The organism is Paenibacillus sp. P4_E11 (assembly GCF_056401635.1).
The window spans coordinates 58,614-78,744 of the sequence record NZ_JBFUIX010000015.1; the positions used below are offsets into that span (position 1 = coordinate 58,614).

A 20,131-nucleotide genomic window follows, 5' to 3' on the forward strand; every position below is an offset into this window, starting at 1 on the left:
TCACCAACAACAACGTACATCCATGTACGGACTACCTTTCCCCTGGATGACTCATCGCCGGTTGTCCAGCGGGCGTTGCCGCTTTCCAGGCCGACCCTAGCAGAGCTTCTGTGTATATCGCGTCCATCTCCCCGATTACAGCGGGCAACCCGTAGTCCACGATGCGCTGCACTCCCGCTTCGCCCATGGCGGAGGCCAGCTCCCGATTGCTGCACAGCTGATGCAGCGCATGCGCTGTCGCTTCGGCATCGCCCACCGGGACCAGCATCCCCGTGACGCCATCTGCGACCAGGTCGCGGATGCCGCGGATGTCCGTGCCGATGACCGGCTTGCCAGCAGCCATCGCCTCCATGACCGCACGAGGAAGTCCCTCGCGGTAGGACACGAGTGCAGCGGCATCACTTGCTGCCAGCAGGTCCGGGATGTCTCTTCTGTAGCCCAGCACGTGCACCCGTTCTCGCACACCCAGCCGTTCGGCAAGCTCCAGAAGCGCGGACTCGGACGGTCCCACTCCGGCCAAGAGCAGATGGACGTTCCCAGCTTGACCGTCCCTCAGCCGGCCGAGCGCTTCGATGAGCTGCTTCTGGTTCTTGTTGGCGTTCAGTTCGGCAATACACAGCACGAGGAATGCTCGCTGATCCTGCGCTTGTAGCGGCAATCCCAGCTTGCCACGCAGCTGTGCTCGGGCTGTTGGGGGGAGTTCTACCCTGCTGCCATATACCCCGAGATCAATTCCGACTCCAGGCACATAGACGACCTTCTGCCTGACCGGGAACTTGTATGCGCGCCCCCAGTCCTCGCCGTTCATCGTTATGAGCACATCGGTCCAGCGCGCCATCCATCTCTCCAGCGGATAATAGAGCAGCCAGTTCATAAGCGGCGCTCCACGGAAGAAGTGGAAGCCGTGGGCCGTATATACGGTACAAGGGACTTCTGCCCGCCCCGCAGCCATACGGCCGAGAAACGAAGCAACCGGTGTATGGACGTGCACGAGCCGGAACTGCTCCTTGCGGAAGCTGTCCGTCAGCATCGACAGCGCCCGCAAGTTCTGCACCCGCAGCGGACTGCGACAGATCGGGATGTCGTGGCACACGACCCCCATGTCTTCCAGCCGCTTTCGCCCTTCTCCGGGCTGTGCGTAGGCATGCACCTCACAGCCCTTCTTCTGCAGCAGCTCCATATAGGGTAGATGGAAGCCGGTGAAATGTCCGTATATGGACGCGACGAAGGCTGCTTTCAATCGAGCCGTTCGCGGCTCGCCTTCAGCCAGATTGTTCATACTGTTGACCTCCTTTCCTGACCTTGGCAGGAACTATTCGCTCCTGTAAGGGTGGTTGCTCAGCTGTCAATCGAATGCAAGCTGCATTCATGGCCATCATGAACCACCAGTAGCGTTGGAATAACGCTTCAATGCCCATGGATAGTCCGATCATCGCAGCATGGGAGAGAAGAAATGCAAGGATAACCGGGCGGTGTCTGACATCTGCGGCCCGATAAGAGCGGAACCCGATGACGAAGAACCAGGTCATGAAGCCGACATACACCATGAACCCGATCAGCCCGAACTCCGTCATCAACCACATGGGCGTGTTGTGGATAATAATGCGCAGCTCGTAGTTGTACGTGCCTAGACCGATACCGATCAGCGGGCTTTGTGCGATCCAATCAAATGCCTTGCTCAGAATATCGAGCCGTGATTGAATCTGCGAAGGACGGCTGGCCATCGAGCCGAATACGTCCAGATAGGCCGTACCCTTGTACAGCAGCAGCACGGCGAATGCCACAGCGAATCCGGCTCCAATCTTGACCAACCGGGATGGCTTCATGATGGTTAAGGCGAGCAACACCAGCACGAGACCAATCCATGAAGAACGCGAGAACGTCATCATGATCCCGCCTGATAGTGTAATGGTGGCCACCAGGCCCAACCACCCTCTCAACAGTGGGACGGGGCCGCCACTGGTCATGATGTGGACGGCGAATGCCGTTACAAGCAGCCCCCCGTATGCATTCGGATCGATCAGCATGCCCGACAGCCGACCGTCCATCTCCATGAAGGGGATGCGTACTCCGCTGAAGAAGGCGAACAAGGAAACGCAGTTCAGCCACAGTACGCTAAGCAGAAAGATACGCAGCATCCCATACAGCCGCTCCCAACTGTCTACCGCCTGGATGAGCATGATATACGTCAGCAGCAGTAGGATAAACCCGACATCCTTCTGCAGCAGGGCGTACTTGGTAATGAACCCGTTCCGCCAGATGGAGACGAACGAAGCGAAGATGAAGATGAGCAGCATGCCCCAATGCCAGGAGCTGAACTGTCGCCGGTCGATCTTCAACCGTAAGCCCGCTGCGAACAGACCGAGCATGAGGAACAGGTCGGACGGTGCGAGCCGGAACGCCCCGCCAAAGTCGAATTGGGTAGGCAGGGACAGAATGTATCCCGCGACCGCAAATTTGAACAGCTTGCTGGAGCCGGCGGTGTTCGAGCGACGTAATGTATCATTGTGGCCATGCGTATTCCACACCCCTGCTAAGGACGGCATGTATGCTCCCACTTTCCGATTAGGATGAACCGTCTGGCCATTACGCCGCCGCTTCCCGTTGTACATGACCCTTGGCCTGTCGGATCGCATAGATCAGCACGAGTAGACTGCCTACCGTCTGAACGAGGAGCGAGACAATCGCCCCCGCTGCTGCACCGATCAGGCCAACCTTAGGCACGAGCAGCAGACAAGCCAGCGCATTGCACCCCGCTGTACACGCGAACAACGGAATTTGCACAGTAAATTTGCCGGTCGCCATCATGCCATACCATAGAAACGAAGATACAAACACAAGAATGACCGAACCGAGCAGCCAGACGAACAGCTGCGTCTCTTGGGCCAACTCCCTGCTGTACAGCAGTGTCAGCAGTTCCTTCCCGAACGCCCAGCCCACTATCCACGCCAGTACACTTAACCCGGCACCTAGGGAAGTCATGCGCCCGAGCAATCGAGTGAACTCCGCAAGACGCCCTGCGGCATAACGCTGAGCCAGACGTGGCGTGACAGCTTCGCCAAGCGCGGTCACAACTACATTGCAGGCCACAATCATGTAGGAGAGCGAGGCATATAAGCCAAGGTCATGCTTTCCCCAGAAATAAACGATGACATACTGCGGAATATTCGTGTTGAGTGACATGATGGCGAGTACGATACCTAGTGGAGCACTGGTGCGCAGTAAGGGCAGCAGTCTTCTCCATCCCCATACAGGGAGGAGTGAACTTAACGCGCGGGCCTTGCGGCCTTCGTATACGATCGTAATGCCCAACCATCCGATGATCATGATGAGTAAAGCCAGAACGAGGCTTTGGGTAGGGAGGAATACCAGAGTGAAGATGATCATGGAGCACAAGCCTTTGGCGACTCTGGAGACTGCGATTTGATCAAGCCTCTCATTTTTTTGCAAAATACCGAGCAGGATATCGCTAACCGATTCAATAACCCGATACACACTTATCAGAACAATCACTAGCGTCGTCTCAGCGTCGAATCCACCTAGAAGAGTGATGCCTGTCGTGATGGCCAGAGCCACCGCTGTTGTCTGAAGCCGCAACCCCAGAAATTCGCCGAATGCGTACTGGCCGGACGTATCCACGATCAGAACTGACCGCAGATGCAGATGCGATAACATGAAGACCGGTGCTGTCACAGCTAGGCCAAGCGCGTATTGGCCAACACTAGCAGGGGAGCCGAACTTGCTGAGTACGATCACAATGATGAACTGGGCTCCCGCATAGACGATGTTGCCGAGCAAGTAACGTAGGGCCAGAAGCTTCATCTGCTTCAGCCCTTTCCCGTGGACGACGTCCATTCGGCGAAGTCTTCTCCTCGGAATGCATAGCTTCTGTCACTGTTCCTCTGACCGTTTAACACCGCTCCAAGTAGATGTGCCCCATGGTGCTCAAGCAGTTGCTTCGCTGTRTTCGCATGCTTCTGCAGTACTTTGCCGGATTTCACGACGAGCAGCACCCCCTCGGCCATCCCCGCCAAAGTTATGGCATCCGAGAACGGCATCAGCACCGCAGAAGAATCGATGACAATCGTGTCCCACTTCTCATGAAGCTCCCTGAACAGCTGCCTCATTCCTTCCGAGCTGAGCAATTCTGCCGGATTCGGTGAGACGGGTCCTGATGGCAGCACGTACAATCCTGGTGAATCCCGAATGGAATAAACGCAGTCCTTCAACTTCGTCTGATCGACTAGAATGCTGGTCAGTCCAATCTGGTTTGGAAGGTCGAAGGCATCATGTACGGCCGGTGTACGCAGATCCCCGTCCATGAGCAGCACCCTCCTTCCCGTCTCCGCCATGGCCGCCGCGAGATTCACGGCTACAGTCGATTTCCCTTCCCCGGGAAGAGAGCTGGTAACGAGAACCGACCGGATCTCCCCGCCTACCCGGGTATATCGGATGTTCGTGCGAATCGTGCGGAACAATTCCGCACTAGCTGATTTCGGTTGGTCCAGGCAGTACAATCTTGGCGTTGTCTTCTTCATAGCTGCTTGCTCCCTTTGGTGATTTGGATTTCGACTTCAACCGCCGCTTGCGGGGCTTTAGCTTGCCTACCGTCCCAAGCAGCGGGAGCTGCAGCTCGACCTCGATGTCTTTGGCACTATTGACCGTTTTGTCCAACATCTCCCTTAAGATGGAAATCCCGATTCCGGCCATGAGCGCCAGTCCGAACGCCACAACCATATTGAACATTGGCTTCGGCGTAATCGGGATCGAAGGCAGCTTGGCCTGATCGAGGAACAGAACATTCTCCACCCCCATGATCGACCGGATGTTATCGTAGAACGCCTCCGCAAAGCCGTTCGCGATGTCCGCAGCCCGCTTCGGGTCTGAATCGGTCGCGATTACTGTCGTAAGCAGCGACTCACTGCTCGTCCGGGTCTTGATCTGCTCCAGCAGCTTCTTCGGGGTAATCTCCAGCTGTAGACGCTTCACGACTTCATCCGCGATCCGGTTGCTTCGGATAATTTCCCCGTAGGTTGTCACCAACTTCTGTCCAGCTACAATGTCGTTGATCGCTTGCTGCTGCTTGTCTCCTTGAATAAGAAGAGAAGCAGTCGCCTCGTATTCCGGCTTCAGAACGTAGTAGCTGACGTACCAGGCGAGTGCGAGCGCAGCAATCGACAATGCCGTGATGAACAACAGTCGGCGTTTCACCAGTTTCAGTATGCTGCCCAGTTCGAATTCCATCGTCCATTCTCCTTACTTCTTGATGTCTTACGACTTGCTACAACGCTTCAATTGTTTGTTGCACAGTATTATCTTATTCTTGTCCTTCCAGGTTATGTCTAAGTGGAAACAAAACATAAATGATGGAATACGCCACTTGCGATAGGCCCCGCATTCGGCCCTTTTCGAGTGCTTCTTTTGTGAACGTTGTAAGTGCAGCAAGCACAAAACCCGCTTATTAGGCGGGTTCTGAGCATATCCAGTATCATCATATTTCTCCAACTTCCATGTTATGTCTAATAGGCGATAAATCGTGGATTCGTTAAAACCCTTTTGTCCGGATCGCAGAGAGGTCCTTGGTTGTTGAGTTTCGTTATTTTATCGACAAGATCTCGATTTCGCCCGAACTACAGCCAAAAAGTTGCACTTTCGCAGCAATATGGCACATTCGGATGTAAACGGATCAAAAATCCTGCACTTTTGCAGGATTCGTGCGTATGAGCTCCACAACAATGCTTTCTGCATAGTGCCATCTTCCCGAATCTCGACTGAACCCCATTTATTCGACCAGATTCCCCCAGAACCTCGGAAAACACAAAAAGACCGTCTCCTGTGGAACTCCCACTCCCACACGAGACAGCCTTTTTATGAACCTTCAATCCCTTACGCTCTGATCTTAGACATAACCTGGTTTCAACCCACACCCCCGTTCGGGAGCGACCTACTTCCCTGTAGTAAAATCCCATCCCCGTTTGCAAGATCTGGTTGCCTGATACGTTAAGCTACACTCCACTGCACATCTATCAATAGAATAGACAAATGCACATGAATTAGTTGTTTTATACCCGCTACCTTAGAAATAATAAGAGTGGGTTGCTGCTAAAAAGTTAGTTCCTATGGACTAATAATTTCGCTATAGGATCAAAAAAACCTTCATTTTTTTCAATTCTCAATAAATATAATTCCTTTGCACTAATAGTACCTATAGCAATTTCAAGTACAAATCGAAAGTCCGATCCAACACTTTGCTAATCAAGGCAAGAAAGGGGGCAGAATCTCCTTCTGTATGTGCGAAATCAAGGCCAGCATAGTACTCCGCCCTCTCTTCCTTCTCAATCACAATCGGTGGATAGCCACTCTTCATCAATTCGAAATTCAGCAACAGACGGGCCGTTCTGCCGTTACCATCAACGAATGGATGAATCCCAACAAAGTCGACATGGACCCAAGCAGCCCTCTCGATGGGATGTTGTTGACGACCCTCACCTTCATACCATAGCAGGAACTGTTCCATTAGGGGTTGAACTTGAGTGGCGTCAGGAGGAATATGATTAGCACCACTGATGAGCACGTTCTCCTTACGGTAAACGCCGGCATACTCATCCTGGATTCCTTTCAGAATCAACCTGTGAATACTCTTGATCTGCCATTCGGATAATGGCTCCTGCCTGCTGATAATCTCTTCTATATATAAAATCGCATCTTTATGATTGATAGCTTCCAAGTGCTCATGGATCGTCTTACCGCCTACCGTAATCCCTTCCAGGGCAACCTTTGTTTCAGATAGGGTAAGTGTATTTCCTTCTATTGCATTCGAATGATAGGTCCAGTTCACAATGAGATGTTCTCTAATGCTGCGCAAAGTATGCGTAGGGAATGGCCTCTTCTGATCCAGCAGGTGCTTCTTGTTATCGATGCTTTCAAACATAGGACTATCCCCCTTCGTCATTCTCATGTATCCCGCCCATTTGAATCTATCAATAGTATTGACGGGATTTCCACTGCCTACACACATAATAATAGTGTCTCAACTTCTATTGTAGCGCTCGGAAAGCTTTTAATCTACACTTGCTCCCCCGCACGATTACCTAGAGAAAATGAACAACCGTACCCCAGATTCTGACTTCTTCCCGACATATTCAGAGGTCACACTCGGAGTAAAGGATGCCATGCCATTCACCCGTTGTACAAGTAAAAGACGGCAAAACAATCCGATTACACCAAAGGCTTGACAGACTCCTTCGTGCAACACGAATTGTTATGCCGCTCACTTCAAAGTTCCCGATCAATGGTTTGCCTCTTGGGGGCTGAACCCGTTTAAGAAATCATAATCCATACCGCTCTAACCCTTTCCCAGCGGTTGATGGAAGAGCTCACCACTATTCTTCCGCACGTCAGATGACTTATGTCCATCATAATATAATCTAACGGATCTGGGCAGAGGAAAAAACGTCTAACAGCTACAGCTTAATGATCTGTTCCCCATACGACTGATGCTTGCGGAAATCCGGCATTTCCATCATCCGGCCCCCGTTCATAATGGAGAGCTCGGACAATAAGCCGACCGCCGTCCATTCGCACGCATCGTACACATCAATGGCTGGCTTAACCCCTGTGAACACCGCGTCCACGAAGTCTTGCACGATGAAGAAATCGCCGCCCCAATGCCCGGTCTTCCGCTGCTCTTCCGTCGCCTGCTTGTATCGCTCAGGCAAATAATCATAGTAGTCCGTCAGCGGTTTCCATTCGGGATGGCTTCCTTGCACTTGATCGGACTTGAGGAACAATTTGTGCGTATCGCCTAGCCCCCGCGGTGCCTCGTAACAACCTTTCGTGCCTTGCAGCGTATAGTAGCTAAGATTATGCGGCCGTTCCGAGATGACATCCAGCCTCAGCTTAATGAGCTTGCCGCTCTCCATCCTGCACAGCGTGAGGGACGTATCTTCCTGCCGGAACTGCGGCGCCGTATGCCAGCCTGTGCCTACACAGGAAACCTCCTTGATACGGTCTCCCTTGAACCATTGCATGACCGGCCCCAGGCTGTGAGTAGGATAGAACGCCCCGCGCTTGCCGAATTGCCAATAATTCCGCCATGACGTCTTCTGACTGCCATCCTCCGGCCCCTGGAATCGTCGATTGAAGCCGAGCGCCAGCTCCTTATTCTCATGTAGATACTCGCCTTCGCCGAAATACACCTCTCCGAACAACCCTTGCGACACCATGTTAGATATGATCTGGACTTCCGGTATATAGCAATAGTTCTCGGCCATCATGTACACCTTATCGTGCTTCTCTGCTGCTTCCTTCAGCCACCACAGTTCGTCCATCGTCACGCCGGCCGTTACTTCGCACAGCACATGCTTGCCCGCTTCCAACGCTTGAATCGTTTGTTGCAAGTGGAATTGCATCGGCGTGGCGATGACAACCGCGTCGATGTCGGATTCCAGCATATCTTCATATATGCGGTATGTATGCGGAATGTTGAACCGCTTGGCCTGATCCATCAACACGCCTTCATGCAGGTCACACAGGGCTACAACCTCCGCATTCGGCAGCGCTTGAAATCCCAATAATGTACTTAGTCCTCGTGCTCCGGCGATTCCTACTTTCAAAGTCACAAAGCTCCACCTCGATTCCATCTGATTTGAAATCAACGGGCGGACAACACATTGCTGTGCAGCCGCCCGATTCTCGTTCGCTTTATTTCATTTGTGCAAACCAATCGTTCGCTTCCTTGGTCAATTGGTCACCGCCGCTTGACTTCCATTTGCTCACGAATTCATCGAATGCATCAACCGGCTTATCCCCTGTAATAATCGAGATGTAGTACTGATCACTCAGCTTATTCAGCTCCGCCAAATACTTGCCTTCCGACGGCAATGGAGACAGCAGCTTGTTGGTCATGCCTCCCTTGGCGAACGAATTGGCTTCTGCCCACTTGGCGCTTATCTCATTCCGTTTCTTCGAATACTCTGGCAGCTCCAACGATTCCATCACGTTGTTCGCGCCCATCTTCTCCAAGTCTTGCGACTGCAGGTTGTTCTTCAGTAACGGAATTTGGTTCTTGTCGAAATCCCAGTGCTTGCCCTGAACTCCGAACATGGCCGTTACGTAATTCTCATAGGATGTCGCGCTGATCGCTTCGATAACTTGCAGAATCTTGGCTAACTTGTCCGGTTCTTTCTCCAGCTTCTTGCCGAAGGAGATGAACTGACCAGTCAACATGCTCGCTTGTGGAGCTCCCAACTTGCCGTTGGGGCCTTTCGGTGGCATGCCATACAGCATAGCGTCAGCCGCTTGCGGATTGACCTTCTTCACTTCCAAGTAATCGTGGGAGACGCCGTCTCCTTCGAACAAAAGCGGTTTCCAGTGGTAGTAGACACCCAATGAGCTTAGCCCGATCCGTCCGTTGATGAAGGCGTGGGATAGTGCCCAATAGCCGCCTTTATTCTCGCCCGTTACGAATTCTGGATCAATGACTCCTTCTTTGTACCATTTGCTGAGTAGCTTCAACGCTTCCTTCATTTCAGGCTGAACGCCGCCGTATACCAGCTTCCCATCTTTCTCTGCCCAATAATTAGGCTGATAACCGTAGGCTCCGTACACCAGGCTGAGAGACGATTGGGAAAGTCCGTATGTGTCCTTCTTCCCGTTTTTGTCCGGATCTTCATTTGCAATCTTATATACCGCTTTCTCGAATTCGTCCAGAGTCTCCGGCGATTTATCGATGCCTACATTTTTCAGCCAATCCCCTCTCCATACGATCGGCGAACGGAAGGTACTGTAGAAGCTCAGCTTCGGAATCCCATATATTTTACCGCTTACTTTGGCATAGTTAAACGCATTCGGGAAGCTCTTCTCGGTCATAGCATACACGTTTGGCRCATATTTCTTCAGCATATCGAGCGGAATTTCCGCCAGAATGTCCTGGCTGGCATACTTCTGCAGATCGCCGAACGATCGGACTGCCATGCGATCCGGAATTTCACCGGAAGCGAATTTCAACCCCAAGATGTCCGTGTACTTCGTCGATTCGATATTCCATACGTCCAGATCAACCTTGAGTTTATCCTCCCAATACTTGACCATCTCGGCATCTGCATCGACCGGCATCGACTGACCGGATACCCAGGAAATCTTGTAGGTCTTCCCGTCCTTCGGTGCCGTTGGATCGGTTTTCTTATCCCCATCCGCCGTCTTGGTTGGTTCACCACTCGACTTAGGAGCGTTGGAACCGCTGTCTTGGCTGCACCCTGCAAGGAATACGAGCATCAGGCTTAAGGCGGCGGCTGCAATCTTCGTTGTCTTCGTTGTTTTGTAGTGCATGATGTGACCCTCCTCTAATTAGATTTATAGCATCAAATTTGCAAGTTGGATACTTACAAATGTTGTGCACTGCACTTAGCCTTTCAAAGAACCAACGAGTACGCCTTTGACAAAATACTTTTGCAAGAACGGGTAGAACAAGATAATCGGGATAATCGATACCATGACGGTAGCTGCCTTGATCGTATCCGGGTTGACGACCTGATTCGGATCGCCCAGCTGATTTACATCCAACATATCCTGCGTCCCTTCCAGCACGATTCGCCTCATGACCACCTGCAGGACGTGTTTATGCGAATCCGTTATATAGATCATGCTGTCGAACCAAGCGTTCCAGTGTCCCACTGCACTCCACAAGATGAGGGTGGCAATGATCGGCATGGAGATTGGGATGATGATCTTGAACAAGATGACGATCTCATTGGCACCGTCGATCTTGGCGGATTCCTCCAACGTTTCGGGCAGCGACATGAAGTAATTCCGGGCTATAATCATGGAGAACGTGCTGATCAAGCCGGGCAATATGAGCGCCCAAGTCGTGTTCATCAAGCCGAGCCCCTTAATTAGCAAGTAATTGGGAATCAGTCCTCCGCTGAAGAACATCGTGAACACGATGAAGGTCGTCCAGAAAGTACGGTGTGGAAAATATCGTTTGGCCAGCGGATAAGCCGTGAAAACCGTGAAAATAACCGAAAGCGTCGTACCTAATACCGTTCGAATTAACGTATTCGTGAAGCCACTGAGAATGAAATCATTGGTCAGCACCTTCTTATAATTCGCCCAGGTCATCTCTGACGGGATAATATGAAACGTATTCATCGTCACGCTGCCCGTACTCAAGGATACTGACAACATGTGCACGAACGGATAAACCGTACATAAACACAACACAATCATGAACAAGCTGTTCACCCAGTCAAACCACGTCATTCGTTTCGCAACCATGTTAGTTCTCCTTCCTGTGCGTCTGATCTACCATAAGCCGTAGTCGTTGATTTTCTTAGCGATATAGTTGGCCATCAGGATCAGCACGAAGGCGATAATGTTGCGGAACAATCCTACTGCCGTGGCGAAGCTGTATTCCATATTGACCAAGCCCATTCGGTACGTATAGGTGCCTAATACATCGCCTACGCCGAGAACAGCCGGATTCAACAAATTGTACACTTGGTCGAAGTCATCGCTTACCAGTCGTCCAACCGCGAAGATTAGCATGATCGTAATGACCGGTGTCATGGCGGGCAGCGTCACGCTCCACACACGCTGGAGTCGACCCGCTCCATCCACGGTTGCCGTTTCATACAGCTCCGGGTTCACCCCTGCGATGGCCGCCAAGTATACGATCGTGCTCCAACCTAGCTCCTTCCATATATCCGACGCTACGAGCACCGTACGGAACCATTCGGGGTTGCCGAGGAAGTAGATCGGCTTCATTCCCATCGCCTGCATGATCAAGTTCACCGGACCCGATGACGGGGAGAGGAACGAAACGGCCATCCCGGCAAGTACGACCCAGGATAAGAAGTGTGGGAAGTAACTGACGGTTTGCACGACTTTTTTGAAGAAGGCCCGGCGAATCTCATTCAAGAGAAGCGCGAAAATAATCGGAATCGGGAAGCCAAATATGAACTTGTACAGGCTAATGATCAGCGTGTTGCGGAACACTTGCCAGAAGCTTGGTACCGCGAACAAATCTTTGAAGTGCTCTAGTCCGACCCATGGACTCCCCAATATGCCAAGGCTAAACTTATACGACTTGAAGGCGATGATGACGCCGTAGATCGGGATGTAATGAAACACGATGTAATAGACGACCGCAGGCAGGAATAACAACGTCAAGTATTTGTATTTCCAGTAAGCGTGGAATGAACTTGTGCCTCGTCTCGTGCCTCTCCCGGTTCCCGCTGCCGAAGCTCTTCGTGCGACAGTTGATTGGTTGTGCTCGTTGCTCATCGATTGGCTCCTTTATGCGTTTGCTTATTGCCACCATAGCCGGACCAGGCGGGTTCGAGCAATAGAACTATCTTTGAATAATCGAACTTTCTCCATTTCCGCCGCAGCGATTTCTTCGGAACATCGCACTTTCTTCAGATGGAACCGCGAATAAGAAAAACCCAGCCTACGGCCAGGTCCTTAGTGGTTGAGTTTCGTTTGGCGCGTGGGGAGGGAGTGAACAGGAGGTTCCACCCGCTGTTGAAATCGATTCCTTTGATTGGAATGTTGTCGTGGTTAGGAATCGGTTTCAAAGGCGGACGCTTCGCTTCTCCACTCTCCTGCTCACTCCCTTTTTGTTCTGCTTTCCTTCAAGGAGTTTCCTTTGTCCGTACGCTCCGCGTCCGGTTTTTCCGAGTCCAAGATGATCCCACGTAATCACAGGACATCCAATAATCAGAATCAATATTTTTTTTGAAATTAACATACAGGCTGATTGTCGATTCTATCGACGAGTTAACTTATCCAACTACCGTTTCTGACTCCATCCCAGCCAAGATAACCGAATTTGCTCCCAGGCCATATCAGTTGAAAAAGGAAAAACCCCAAAACTTATAAATTCTTATATGTTAACAAAACAACGATCCCCCACCATCCGGCTGAGGCAGCCTGGACTAGGGCGATCGTTGCACCATTTCATGCTATTTACCTTGCTTGTTCATGTAGTCGACATATTCCTTCTCAGCATCCGCTGTAGCCGGGTACCATTCCTTATCCAGGAAGTCCTTGAATTGCTGCTGCGAGATTTGGCCTTGGATGAACTTCATCTCTTGATCGTCCTTCTTCTTCACCAAATCCGGAATGGCGCTGTTCAAGTTCAGAATCTTAGGCGAACGAACGGCTGGAATGTTGATCACTTTCATTTGCTTCAGCGCATCATCCAGCTGTGCCTTGTATTTGGCGAGACGCTCCTCGGTGTCGGCTCCTTCAATTGTGGACGCACTGCCGTCAATCGCATTGGCCAGCGTCATGTAGGTACTCGTCAAGGTGGTCAGCTTCGTGTTCTGATCCGCTGTCCGGCTGATCTTCTTCGTCGCCGGGTCATACGAATCGAACGTTAGTCCTTTCACGCCAATCTGCAGGAGCGCGTTCGCTTCGGTCGTATTGCCCCAATCCAGGAACTTCAGCACCGCATCGACATTCTTGCTCGACTTCGGAATCATCCAACCGCCCCATACCGCCGGTTGCACCCAGTCCGAAGCGACTCCGTTTGAGTCCTTCAATACCCCATGGAACGTATACTTCTTGTCGGAATCTTTATCCTTGGCCAAGTTGCCCATAACCGCATATTGATGGGAGTAGATGATCCCGATCTTGCTCTGATTCAGCTTGTCTTGATCGACGTAGATCTTATTGATCAGGAATTCCGGATCGATCAACTTCTCGTCATTCAGCTGCTTCAGGTAGGTCAGGTACGGAATGTAGCCTGTCATTTTCTCGCGAATCTTGTAGCTGCCGTCTATATCCTTCGCCCCGATCACGACCGGAAGGCTGAATGCCGAAGCAAGGAAGTTCGACGCGTTCCAGATCGTATTGCCGCCCAGTGTCGGGTTGGAGAAGCTGACGCAATATGTGTCGGCCTTGCCGTTGCCGTCTGGATCGTTCTTCGTGAACGCCTTGCACACATTCGTGAACTCTTCTAGCGTAGTAGGCGCCTTCAATTGCAGCTTATCGAGCCACTGTTGATTAATCGTATAACCCCAGTGATTGACTACGTTCGGTCTGGGGATCATGTAGATTTTGCCGTCGTTCACTGACTTGACGCCATCCCACATTTCCTTCGTAATGTTCTTCGTCAGATTCGGGTACTTGGCAATCTTGTCATCGAGCGGCGTGAGCAGGCCGTTCTTCGCCCACGTCTCCATGTTGGCATCCGCGCCGCCCCAGTTGTACACCAGGTCTGGTAAATCGCCGGAAGCCATCATGACCTGCAGCTTGTCGACATAGTTGTTGATCGGAGGCGCTTCGATCGAGAGCTTGACATTCGCCAGCTTCTCGACCTCCGCTACGACCGGATTGTTCTCCAGCACGATGCCGGCATTCACCCGGTTGAACATCTTGATCGTAGCCGGTGCCGCCGGTTTGGCGCTTGCCCCTGCACTTGGAGTCGTGGTAGCTGCGTTCTTACTCGTGTCCTTGCTGTCGCTGTTGCTGCCACATGCCGCCACAACCGGTACGATCAGCGTCAATGCAGCCAAACTGCGTGCGAAATACTTGACCTTGACCACCTTTTGTCCCATACCCAACTCTCCCTTTGACTGTAAGATCTATTACAACTGCAAGCAAGGCTGGCAGCTATAAGCAAATAGTGAAGCCAATGAATTCGGTTAGCCCTTGATGGAGCCCACCATTAGGCCTTTCATGAAAAACCGCTGCAGAAACGGATACACGAGAATGATCGGCAGCGTCRCGAAGATGATGATCGCCATCTTGATTGTGAAGACCGTCACCCCGGCACTGCTCGCGTCCATCGCATCCTTCGCAATGCCCCCGTCATCGACAACCAAATCACGGAGAATGAGCATGAGCGGCCATAAGTCTCGCTTGGATGTGTAGATGATAGCCGAGAAGAACGTGTTCCACTGCGTAACGGCATGGAAAATGACGAACGTTGCGATCGCCGGCTTCGACAGCGGGATAATGATGCGGGTCAGCACGGTAATCTCGTTGGCCCCGTCAATGAACGCCGATTCCTCCAAGCTAGGCGGAATTTCACTGATGAAATTTTTCATTAGAATCAGGTTGTATGCGCCAAGTGCTCCTGGCAGGATCATGCTCCACAGCGTGTTGTATAGATTCAGATCCTTGACGAGGAAGAAATTCGGAATTAACCCGCCGTTAAAGAACATCGTGAACGTGATGAGCATGAGGATGGTATTGCGGCCCTTCAGATCCTTCTTCGATAGCGGGTAAGCCGAGACTAGCAGCAGCGCAATATTGAGTGCGACCCCGAGCACCGTGATCAGAATCGTATTCCGGTACCCGGACCACATGAGCGGCATCTGGAAAATTTGTCGATACGCGCCGAACTCGAAGTGACTCGGGAACAGCAGCAACGGATTATCCAGGTATTCCGAATAAGGAGTGACAGACAGGACGGCTACGTAATAAAAAGGAAACAAGCATGCTAAGGCGAAAATGCCGATGCACAAATAGTTAATGATGTCGAATAATCGGTCGCTGATGGATCTAATCTTCACGGCAACGGCCTCCTTCTCGTGATGTGAGGAACGGGATTGGCAGTGTACGGCGGGCTACCATATACCTTCCTCCTTGAACAGCTTGGCTATCGTGTTGCCAATCAGCAGGAAGATCAGCCCGATGACCGAGGTGAACAGCCCTACCGTCGTACCGAAGGAGAAGCGCCCTCCCAAGATACCGACTCGATACGCGTACGTCTCGAACACTTCGGATACGTCCAGGTTCATCGGATTCTGCAGGACGAAGATCTGCTCGAAGCCGTTGCCCATAATCTGGCCGAGCCGCAGCAGGAACAGCACGACAATCGTCGATTTGATGCCCGGCAGCGTGATGTACCACAATTTCTTCAGCCTGCCCGCCCCATCGATGCTCGCCGCCTCATACAGCTCTGAGTTGATGCCCGCAATTGCCGCGAGGTAGATGATACTGCCCCAGCCGGATTCCTTCCAGATGCTGCTCAGGATAACGATAGGTCGGAAGTAGTCGGGATCGGCCAGGAAGAAGATCGGGTCGAGCCCCAGCTTGACCAGGAAAATATTCACCACGCCCCACGTCGGGGACAAGAAGTTGACGAGAATGCCGCCGATGACGACCCAGGAGATGAAGTGCGGCAAATAAATAATCGTCTGTGACACCCGTTGGAAAACTAGGTTACGCATTTCATTCAGGAAGAGTGCGAGCAGGATCGGGAACGGGAAGCCGAATAGGAGCCGCAGGATGCCCAGATAGAACGAATTCCAGAACACCGTATAGAAGTCGCTCAACCCGAACATGTACCGGAAGTTATCGAGCCCCACCCAGGGACTTCCCAGAATGCCCTTCGCAAAGTTGAAGTCCTTGAACGCCATGATGACACCGTACATCGGGATGTAGTTGAAGATGAAGAAGTAGAGCACGCACGGGATTAGCAGAATGTACAAATATTTTTTTTGATTCAAGTAGCGGAGCGCCTGTCTCCAACTGCCGGACATACCCATTTCGTTCACCTCGGATCGTTGTTGTTGGCTTAAGTGTACGGTTTCCGGGTCGAGTGAACATCTAAGAACTATGGGGAAATGGATACGATTTTTAGGTGGGGGATGTTCAAATGCAGGGGAATAAGGGGACAGCGCAGAATCTAAAGATTTTATCCGTTTCTCAATTATTGCTAGCTGTCGGATGTGCTGTAACCGATTACAATGAAGATGACATGTACTTTCGTATCGGAGGAATTCACGGCCCCATGAAGCATCCATCGCTCATCCGTTACATCAATCAGCATTTTAAAGTGAAGCTTATTCTTAGCCTCTCGGTCATTATTATCGTCTGTTCGATCGTCACGGGGTATGTGTCCTACCGGATCAACCTGAACTTGTTCGAGGGCGAGATCAGCAAGCAATATCTGAAGACGAGCGAGCAGACGAGTGAGCAGATCGGATTCAAAATCCAGGATATCTACCGGATCACCGACTTCGTGTTCTTCCATCCAATGGTGGAGCAGTACGTGCAGAGTATGCACGCCGCGCCGGCGGATGGGGAGAGTGAAGCTTACCGGAACTTCATGCTAGAGCGCGAGCTGACCTCGATGCTATTCCCGCTCAAGTACGAATCGCCGCAAATTCGCGGGCTATATATCGTCGATCTGCAGGGGCGGAACGTGTATTTTAACCAGTCTACCGCATCGATTCAAGTGCAGTTCCCTGAGTTCTACGATCAGATCAAGGGGGCCATGAAGCCAAGCTCTGCGGAAATCGTCTGGCAGCGTATGCAGATTACGGATTCATCGGAGCCCTCTAAGAAGAAGAGCAACCTGGTCGCGGCACGCTGGTTGAAGTCGACGAAGCAGCAGACTGTGTATGGGATGATGATTCTCATTCTGGACGAGACGTTTCTCGGCAGCTCGCTCGATCCGCTGATGGCAGGCCGCACCACAGGGGCGTATATCTACGATCAGAACAACAAGCTGCTATACAGCCGGGAACCGGAAGGCCGGGAGGGCTACGAGCCCCAGCTGGACAACCGGGCCGGCATGTTCATCAAGCAATTGGACAATGAGGATTTCTTGTTCGTGAAGAGCATATATGAGCCGCGCTCCTTCACCTTGGTAAGCGGCATCTCGCTCGCTGATATTAAGGCGAAGGGGAGAAGCGTCTACCAGCTCGCCCTCGTATCAGGTCTTGTCAGCGTCTTACTCATGGCGCTCAGTGTCTCGTTCTTCAGCGGCAAGATGCTGCGTCCTCTTCATATGCTCGTTCGGGCGATGCAGCGAGTGAGAGAAGGCAGCTTCCGCGAGGTCATCCCGAAGACATCGAATGATGAATTCGCCTTTCTAGCAGACAGCTTCAACAAGATGGTCGCCGACATTCAATCGCTCATTCAGGAAGTGTACGTCAGTAGGCTGAGTGAGAAGGAAGCCGAGCTGAAGGCTTTACAGGCTCAACTGAACCCGCACTTCCTGCATAATTCATTGAATACGATCTATTGGAAAATCATGTATTTGTACGACGATGCCGAGACGGCTTCGCTCGTGACCAGCTTGTCGGAGCTGCTGCGCTACTCACTCGCCTCGATCTCGACACCGAGCACATTTCAGGATGAGCTGACCCAGATTCGCAACTACATGACGATTCAGGAAGCACGGCATGGCGAGGAGCTGACCGTACGGATCGAAGCGGAAGATGAACTGCTGCAAGGTCGGATGCAGAGACTGCTGCTCCAACCGTTGGTGGAGAACGTGTTCGTTCACGCCTTCCAGGATCAGACGTCTGATAAACGACTATCGATTCGAGCCTTCCTGCAATACCGCCAAGGCGCTCAGCTCATTATCGAGATCGAGGATAACGGTTGCGGCATGCCAACGGAGACGATTCGACGTGCGATGGAGGACCAAGGGCTCTACGATGAACGGCGGGATCGGGAAAGCATCGGCATTCGCAACGTGGCGCGGCGCATCCATCTGGTGCACGGCGAGCCGTACGGTCTGGACATTCGGCCACTGACCCAGGGGACGCTTATCCGGCTTACATTGCCATACGATATCCATCCTATCAATCCTAACGAAGGAGGAGCGGAAGATGACACGCATCGTGCTGGTTGAAGACGAGCCCTTGTTCCGCAAAGGGCTGGCCAAGATGATCGCCGGTTCCGGCACGAGTTGGACCGTATGCGGGGAGGCGGATAACGGGCAGGAAGCGGAACAACTCATCGCCGATTGCCAGCCTGACCTGGTCATTACCGACATTCGGATGCCGATTATGGACGGGCTGGAGCTGCTGAAGCGAGTGAAGACCCGGTTCCCTCACATTGAATTCATCGTCATTACGGGTTATCAAGACTTCCAGTATGCGCAAACCGCACTGCGTAACGGTGCGTTGGATTTGCTAGTCAAGCCTTGCAGCAAGTCAGATATAGATGAGGTGCTGGCTAAGGTGGACGCTCTCCTGTCAGAGCGGCAGGCGATAGCACGAAAGGCGGCGAGCGAGCATCAGTTGCGGCTGGAGAATACATTGCGCTCGATCTTCCTTCGTCTCCCCTATCCGGTAGAACTGCTCACGGAGTTGGAACGGACCGTTGGCGGCCAAAGGCTCATTGTGTTCCAGATCGTCGACTTCTTCCCTGCGCACAAGCAATTCAAGAAACACGATGTGCCGCTCCTGCAATTCGCCGTTCTGAACATCATTAGCGAGATGCTGGACAACCACGGATTATCCGGCACACTGCTGTTGATAGAGGCCGGACGATTCGGCTTGCTGCTGCAGCCCTCGGCCAAGGAGCGACTGTTCTGCGAGTCGGTATGTACAACGATTACACCGTTATTGGGGCTGACGGTGCATGCCCGCGAGGGCGGCCTCGTGCCACGTCTCCTTCAGCTGCCTGACATGTATGAATCGGTTGCTGAGAAGGCGCGCCCCCTTCCTCCTGCGGTTAGCGACGCTCCGACCGGCAACGGTGTAGACTACGCCTTCCCGATTAATCGCGCCAAGCAGCAGTTGATCAGCGCACAGACGGTCGCTTTCATCACGGCTGGACAAGCGGAATCGCTTCGGAGTTATCTCGGCGAGCTGATCCATGAGATTGGCAGCTATGGTCTGGAAACCGATACATGGAAGATCGAGGCACTATCGCTTAGCTTCGCGCTATTGGATACGGCTCGCAAGCAACTGGAAAGCGCGTACGACCCGAAGGCACTCACGGAGCGCATCGGTAAGCTTCACGAATGTCGCACGATGGAGGAAGCCCGCTACTGGATGACCGTGGAGACAGAGACCTTCCTGCGGGTGTTCCAGGATTGGCAGATGAAGTACAGCGTCAGCGCGATCAACCGGGCGGTCCGGTATATTGAGGAGCATTATGCTGAGCCGTTATCGCTGCAGCAGGTTGCCTCCCACATTCATCTGAATGCCGCTTATTTCAGTCACCTGTTCAAGAAAGAGACGGGACGCAGCTTCGTCCAATTTCTCATCGACCTGCGGATGGAGCGGGCGAAGCAGCTGCTGTCCAATACAGATATGAATGTGACGGAAGTGTCCGGCGTGATCGGGTACGATTTGCCGAACTATTTTGCCAAGCTGTTCAAACAAGCGACCGGCTATTCGCCCAAGGAATATCGCAAGCTGTACCAGAGCTGAAG

15 protein-coding genes are annotated in these 20,131 nt (G+C 52.2%); 2 read left to right on the top strand and 13 right to left on the bottom strand.

Annotated features, from left to right (window positions below):
* Positions 1-31: 31 nt before the first annotated feature.
* The 13 genes from AC1DWB_RS08810 to AC1DWB_RS08870 form a co-directional block, all read right to left on the bottom strand.
* Entirely contained in the window at positions 32-1,279 is a 1,248-nt protein-coding gene (locus tag AC1DWB_RS08810) for a glycosyltransferase family 4 protein (protein WP_477540676.1), read from the bottom strand.
* Positions 1,263-2,612, bottom strand: a complete 1,350-nt coding sequence (locus tag AC1DWB_RS08815; protein WP_477540677.1) for an O-antigen ligase family protein — start codon at positions 2,610-2,612, stop codon at positions 1,263-1,265. The genes AC1DWB_RS08810 and AC1DWB_RS08815 overlap by 17 nt, the downstream gene beginning before the upstream one ends.
* Complete coding sequence (locus tag AC1DWB_RS08820; RefSeq protein WP_477540678.1) at positions 2,587-3,855, bottom strand: lipopolysaccharide biosynthesis protein; 1,269 nt, start codon at positions 3,853-3,855, stop codon at positions 2,587-2,589. Before AC1DWB_RS08820 ends, AC1DWB_RS08815 begins: the two co-directional genes overlap by 26 nt.
* Positions 3,828-4,538 (bottom strand): CpsD/CapB family tyrosine-protein kinase, encoded by a 711-nt coding sequence (locus tag AC1DWB_RS08825; protein WP_477540679.1) that lies wholly within the window; start codon positions 4,536-4,538, stop codon positions 3,828-3,830. Before AC1DWB_RS08825 ends, AC1DWB_RS08820 begins: the two co-directional genes overlap by 28 nt.
* Complete coding sequence (locus AC1DWB_RS08830; RefSeq protein ID WP_477540680.1) at positions 4,486-5,244, bottom strand: YveK family protein; 759 nt, start codon at positions 5,242-5,244, stop codon at positions 4,486-4,488. The genes AC1DWB_RS08825 and AC1DWB_RS08830 overlap by 53 nt, the downstream gene beginning before the upstream one ends.
* 961 nt (positions 5,245-6,205) lie before the next feature.
* Positions 6,206-6,931 carry a Fic family protein gene (locus AC1DWB_RS08835; RefSeq protein WP_477540681.1) on the bottom strand — a complete coding sequence of 242 codons (726 nt, stop codon included), beginning with the start codon at positions 6,929-6,931 and terminating at the stop codon, positions 6,206-6,208.
* A 532-nt stretch (positions 6,932-7,463) separates the two neighbouring features.
* Positions 7,464-8,621: a Gfo/Idh/MocA family protein gene (locus AC1DWB_RS08840; RefSeq protein WP_477540682.1), complete on the bottom strand. Its 1,158-nt coding sequence runs from the start codon at positions 8,619-8,621 to the stop codon at positions 7,464-7,466.
* Positions 8,622-8,703: 82 nt separating this feature from the next.
* Positions 8,704-10,329 (bottom strand): type 2 periplasmic-binding domain-containing protein, encoded by a 1,626-nt coding sequence (locus AC1DWB_RS08845; protein WP_477540683.1) that lies wholly within the window; start codon positions 10,327-10,329, stop codon positions 8,704-8,706.
* A 75-nt stretch (positions 10,330-10,404) separates the two neighbouring features.
* Complete coding sequence (locus AC1DWB_RS08850; protein ID WP_477540684.1) at positions 10,405-11,274, bottom strand: carbohydrate ABC transporter permease; 870 nt, start codon at positions 11,272-11,274, stop codon at positions 10,405-10,407.
* Positions 11,275-11,301: 27 nt separating this feature from the next.
* The gene (locus AC1DWB_RS08855) at positions 11,302-12,282 is read right to left on the bottom strand and encodes an ABC transporter permease (protein WP_477540685.1); all 981 of its coding nucleotides are present in this window, start codon (positions 12,280-12,282) and stop codon (positions 11,302-11,304) included.
* 680 nt (positions 12,283-12,962) lie between these two features.
* Positions 12,963-14,561, bottom strand: a complete 1,599-nt coding sequence (locus AC1DWB_RS08860) for an extracellular solute-binding protein (RefSeq protein WP_477540686.1) — start codon at positions 14,559-14,561, stop codon at positions 12,963-12,965.
* 87 nt (positions 14,562-14,648) lie between these two features.
* Positions 14,649-15,521, bottom strand: a complete 873-nt coding sequence (locus AC1DWB_RS08865; protein ID WP_477540687.1) for a carbohydrate ABC transporter permease — start codon at positions 15,519-15,521, stop codon at positions 14,649-14,651.
* 54 nt (positions 15,522-15,575) lie between these two features.
* Positions 15,576-16,493, bottom strand: a complete 918-nt coding sequence (locus AC1DWB_RS08870; protein WP_477540688.1) for an ABC transporter permease — start codon at positions 16,491-16,493, stop codon at positions 15,576-15,578.
* Between the two features lie 116 nt (positions 16,494-16,609).
* Between AC1DWB_RS08870 and AC1DWB_RS08875 the strand changes: the two genes are divergently transcribed.
* Positions 16,610-18,598 carry a sensor histidine kinase gene (locus AC1DWB_RS08875; RefSeq protein WP_477540689.1) on the top strand — a complete coding sequence of 663 codons (1,989 nt, stop codon included), beginning with the start codon at positions 16,610-16,612 and terminating at the stop codon, positions 18,596-18,598.
* Positions 18,576-20,129 (top strand): response regulator transcription factor, encoded by a 1,554-nt coding sequence (locus tag AC1DWB_RS08880; protein WP_477540690.1) that lies wholly within the window; start codon positions 18,576-18,578, stop codon positions 20,127-20,129. The genes AC1DWB_RS08875 and AC1DWB_RS08880 overlap by 23 nt, the downstream gene beginning before the upstream one ends.
* Positions 20,130-20,131: the final 2 nt, after the last annotated feature.

Bases quoted from the DNA above. Each gene is read 5' to 3' on its own strand.
- AC1DWB_RS08875 (WP_477540689.1), top strand. From the start codon at position 16,610: ATGCAGGGGAATAAGGGGACAGCGCAGAATCTAAAGATTTTATCCGTT.
- AC1DWB_RS08830 (WP_477540680.1), bottom strand. From the start codon at position 5,244: ATGGAATTCGAACTGGGCAGCATACTGAAACTGGTGAAACGCCGACTG.
- AC1DWB_RS08810 (WP_477540676.1), bottom strand. From the start codon at position 1,279: ATGAACAATCTGGCTGAAGGCGAGCCGCGAACGGCTCGATTGAAAGCA.
- AC1DWB_RS08850 (WP_477540684.1), bottom strand. From the start codon at position 11,274: ATGGTTGCGAAACGAATGACGTGGTTTGACTGGGTGAACAGCTTGTTC.
- AC1DWB_RS08870 (WP_477540688.1), bottom strand. From the start codon at position 16,493: ATGTCCGGCAGTTGGAGACAGGCGCTCCGCTACTTGAATCAAAAAAAA.
- AC1DWB_RS08855 (WP_477540685.1), bottom strand. From the start codon at position 12,282: ATGAGCAACGAGCACAACCAATCAACTGTCGCACGAAGAGCTTCGGCA.
- AC1DWB_RS08880 (WP_477540690.1), top strand. From the start codon at position 18,576: ATGACACGCATCGTGCTGGTTGAAGACGAGCCCTTGTTCCGCAAAGGG.
- AC1DWB_RS08835 (WP_477540681.1), bottom strand. From the start codon at position 6,931: ATGTTTGAAAGCATCGATAACAAGAAGCACCTGCTGGATCAGAAGAGG.
- AC1DWB_RS08815 (WP_477540677.1), bottom strand. From the start codon at position 2,612: ATGTACAACGGGAAGCGGCGGCGTAATGGCCAGACGGTTCATCCTAAT.
- AC1DWB_RS08860 (WP_477540686.1), bottom strand. From the start codon at position 14,561: ATGGGACAAAAGGTGGTCAAGGTCAAGTATTTCGCACGCAGTTTGGCT.
- AC1DWB_RS08820 (WP_477540678.1), bottom strand. From the start codon at position 3,855: ATGGACGTCGTCCACGGGAAAGGGCTGAAGCAGATGAAGCTTCTGGCC.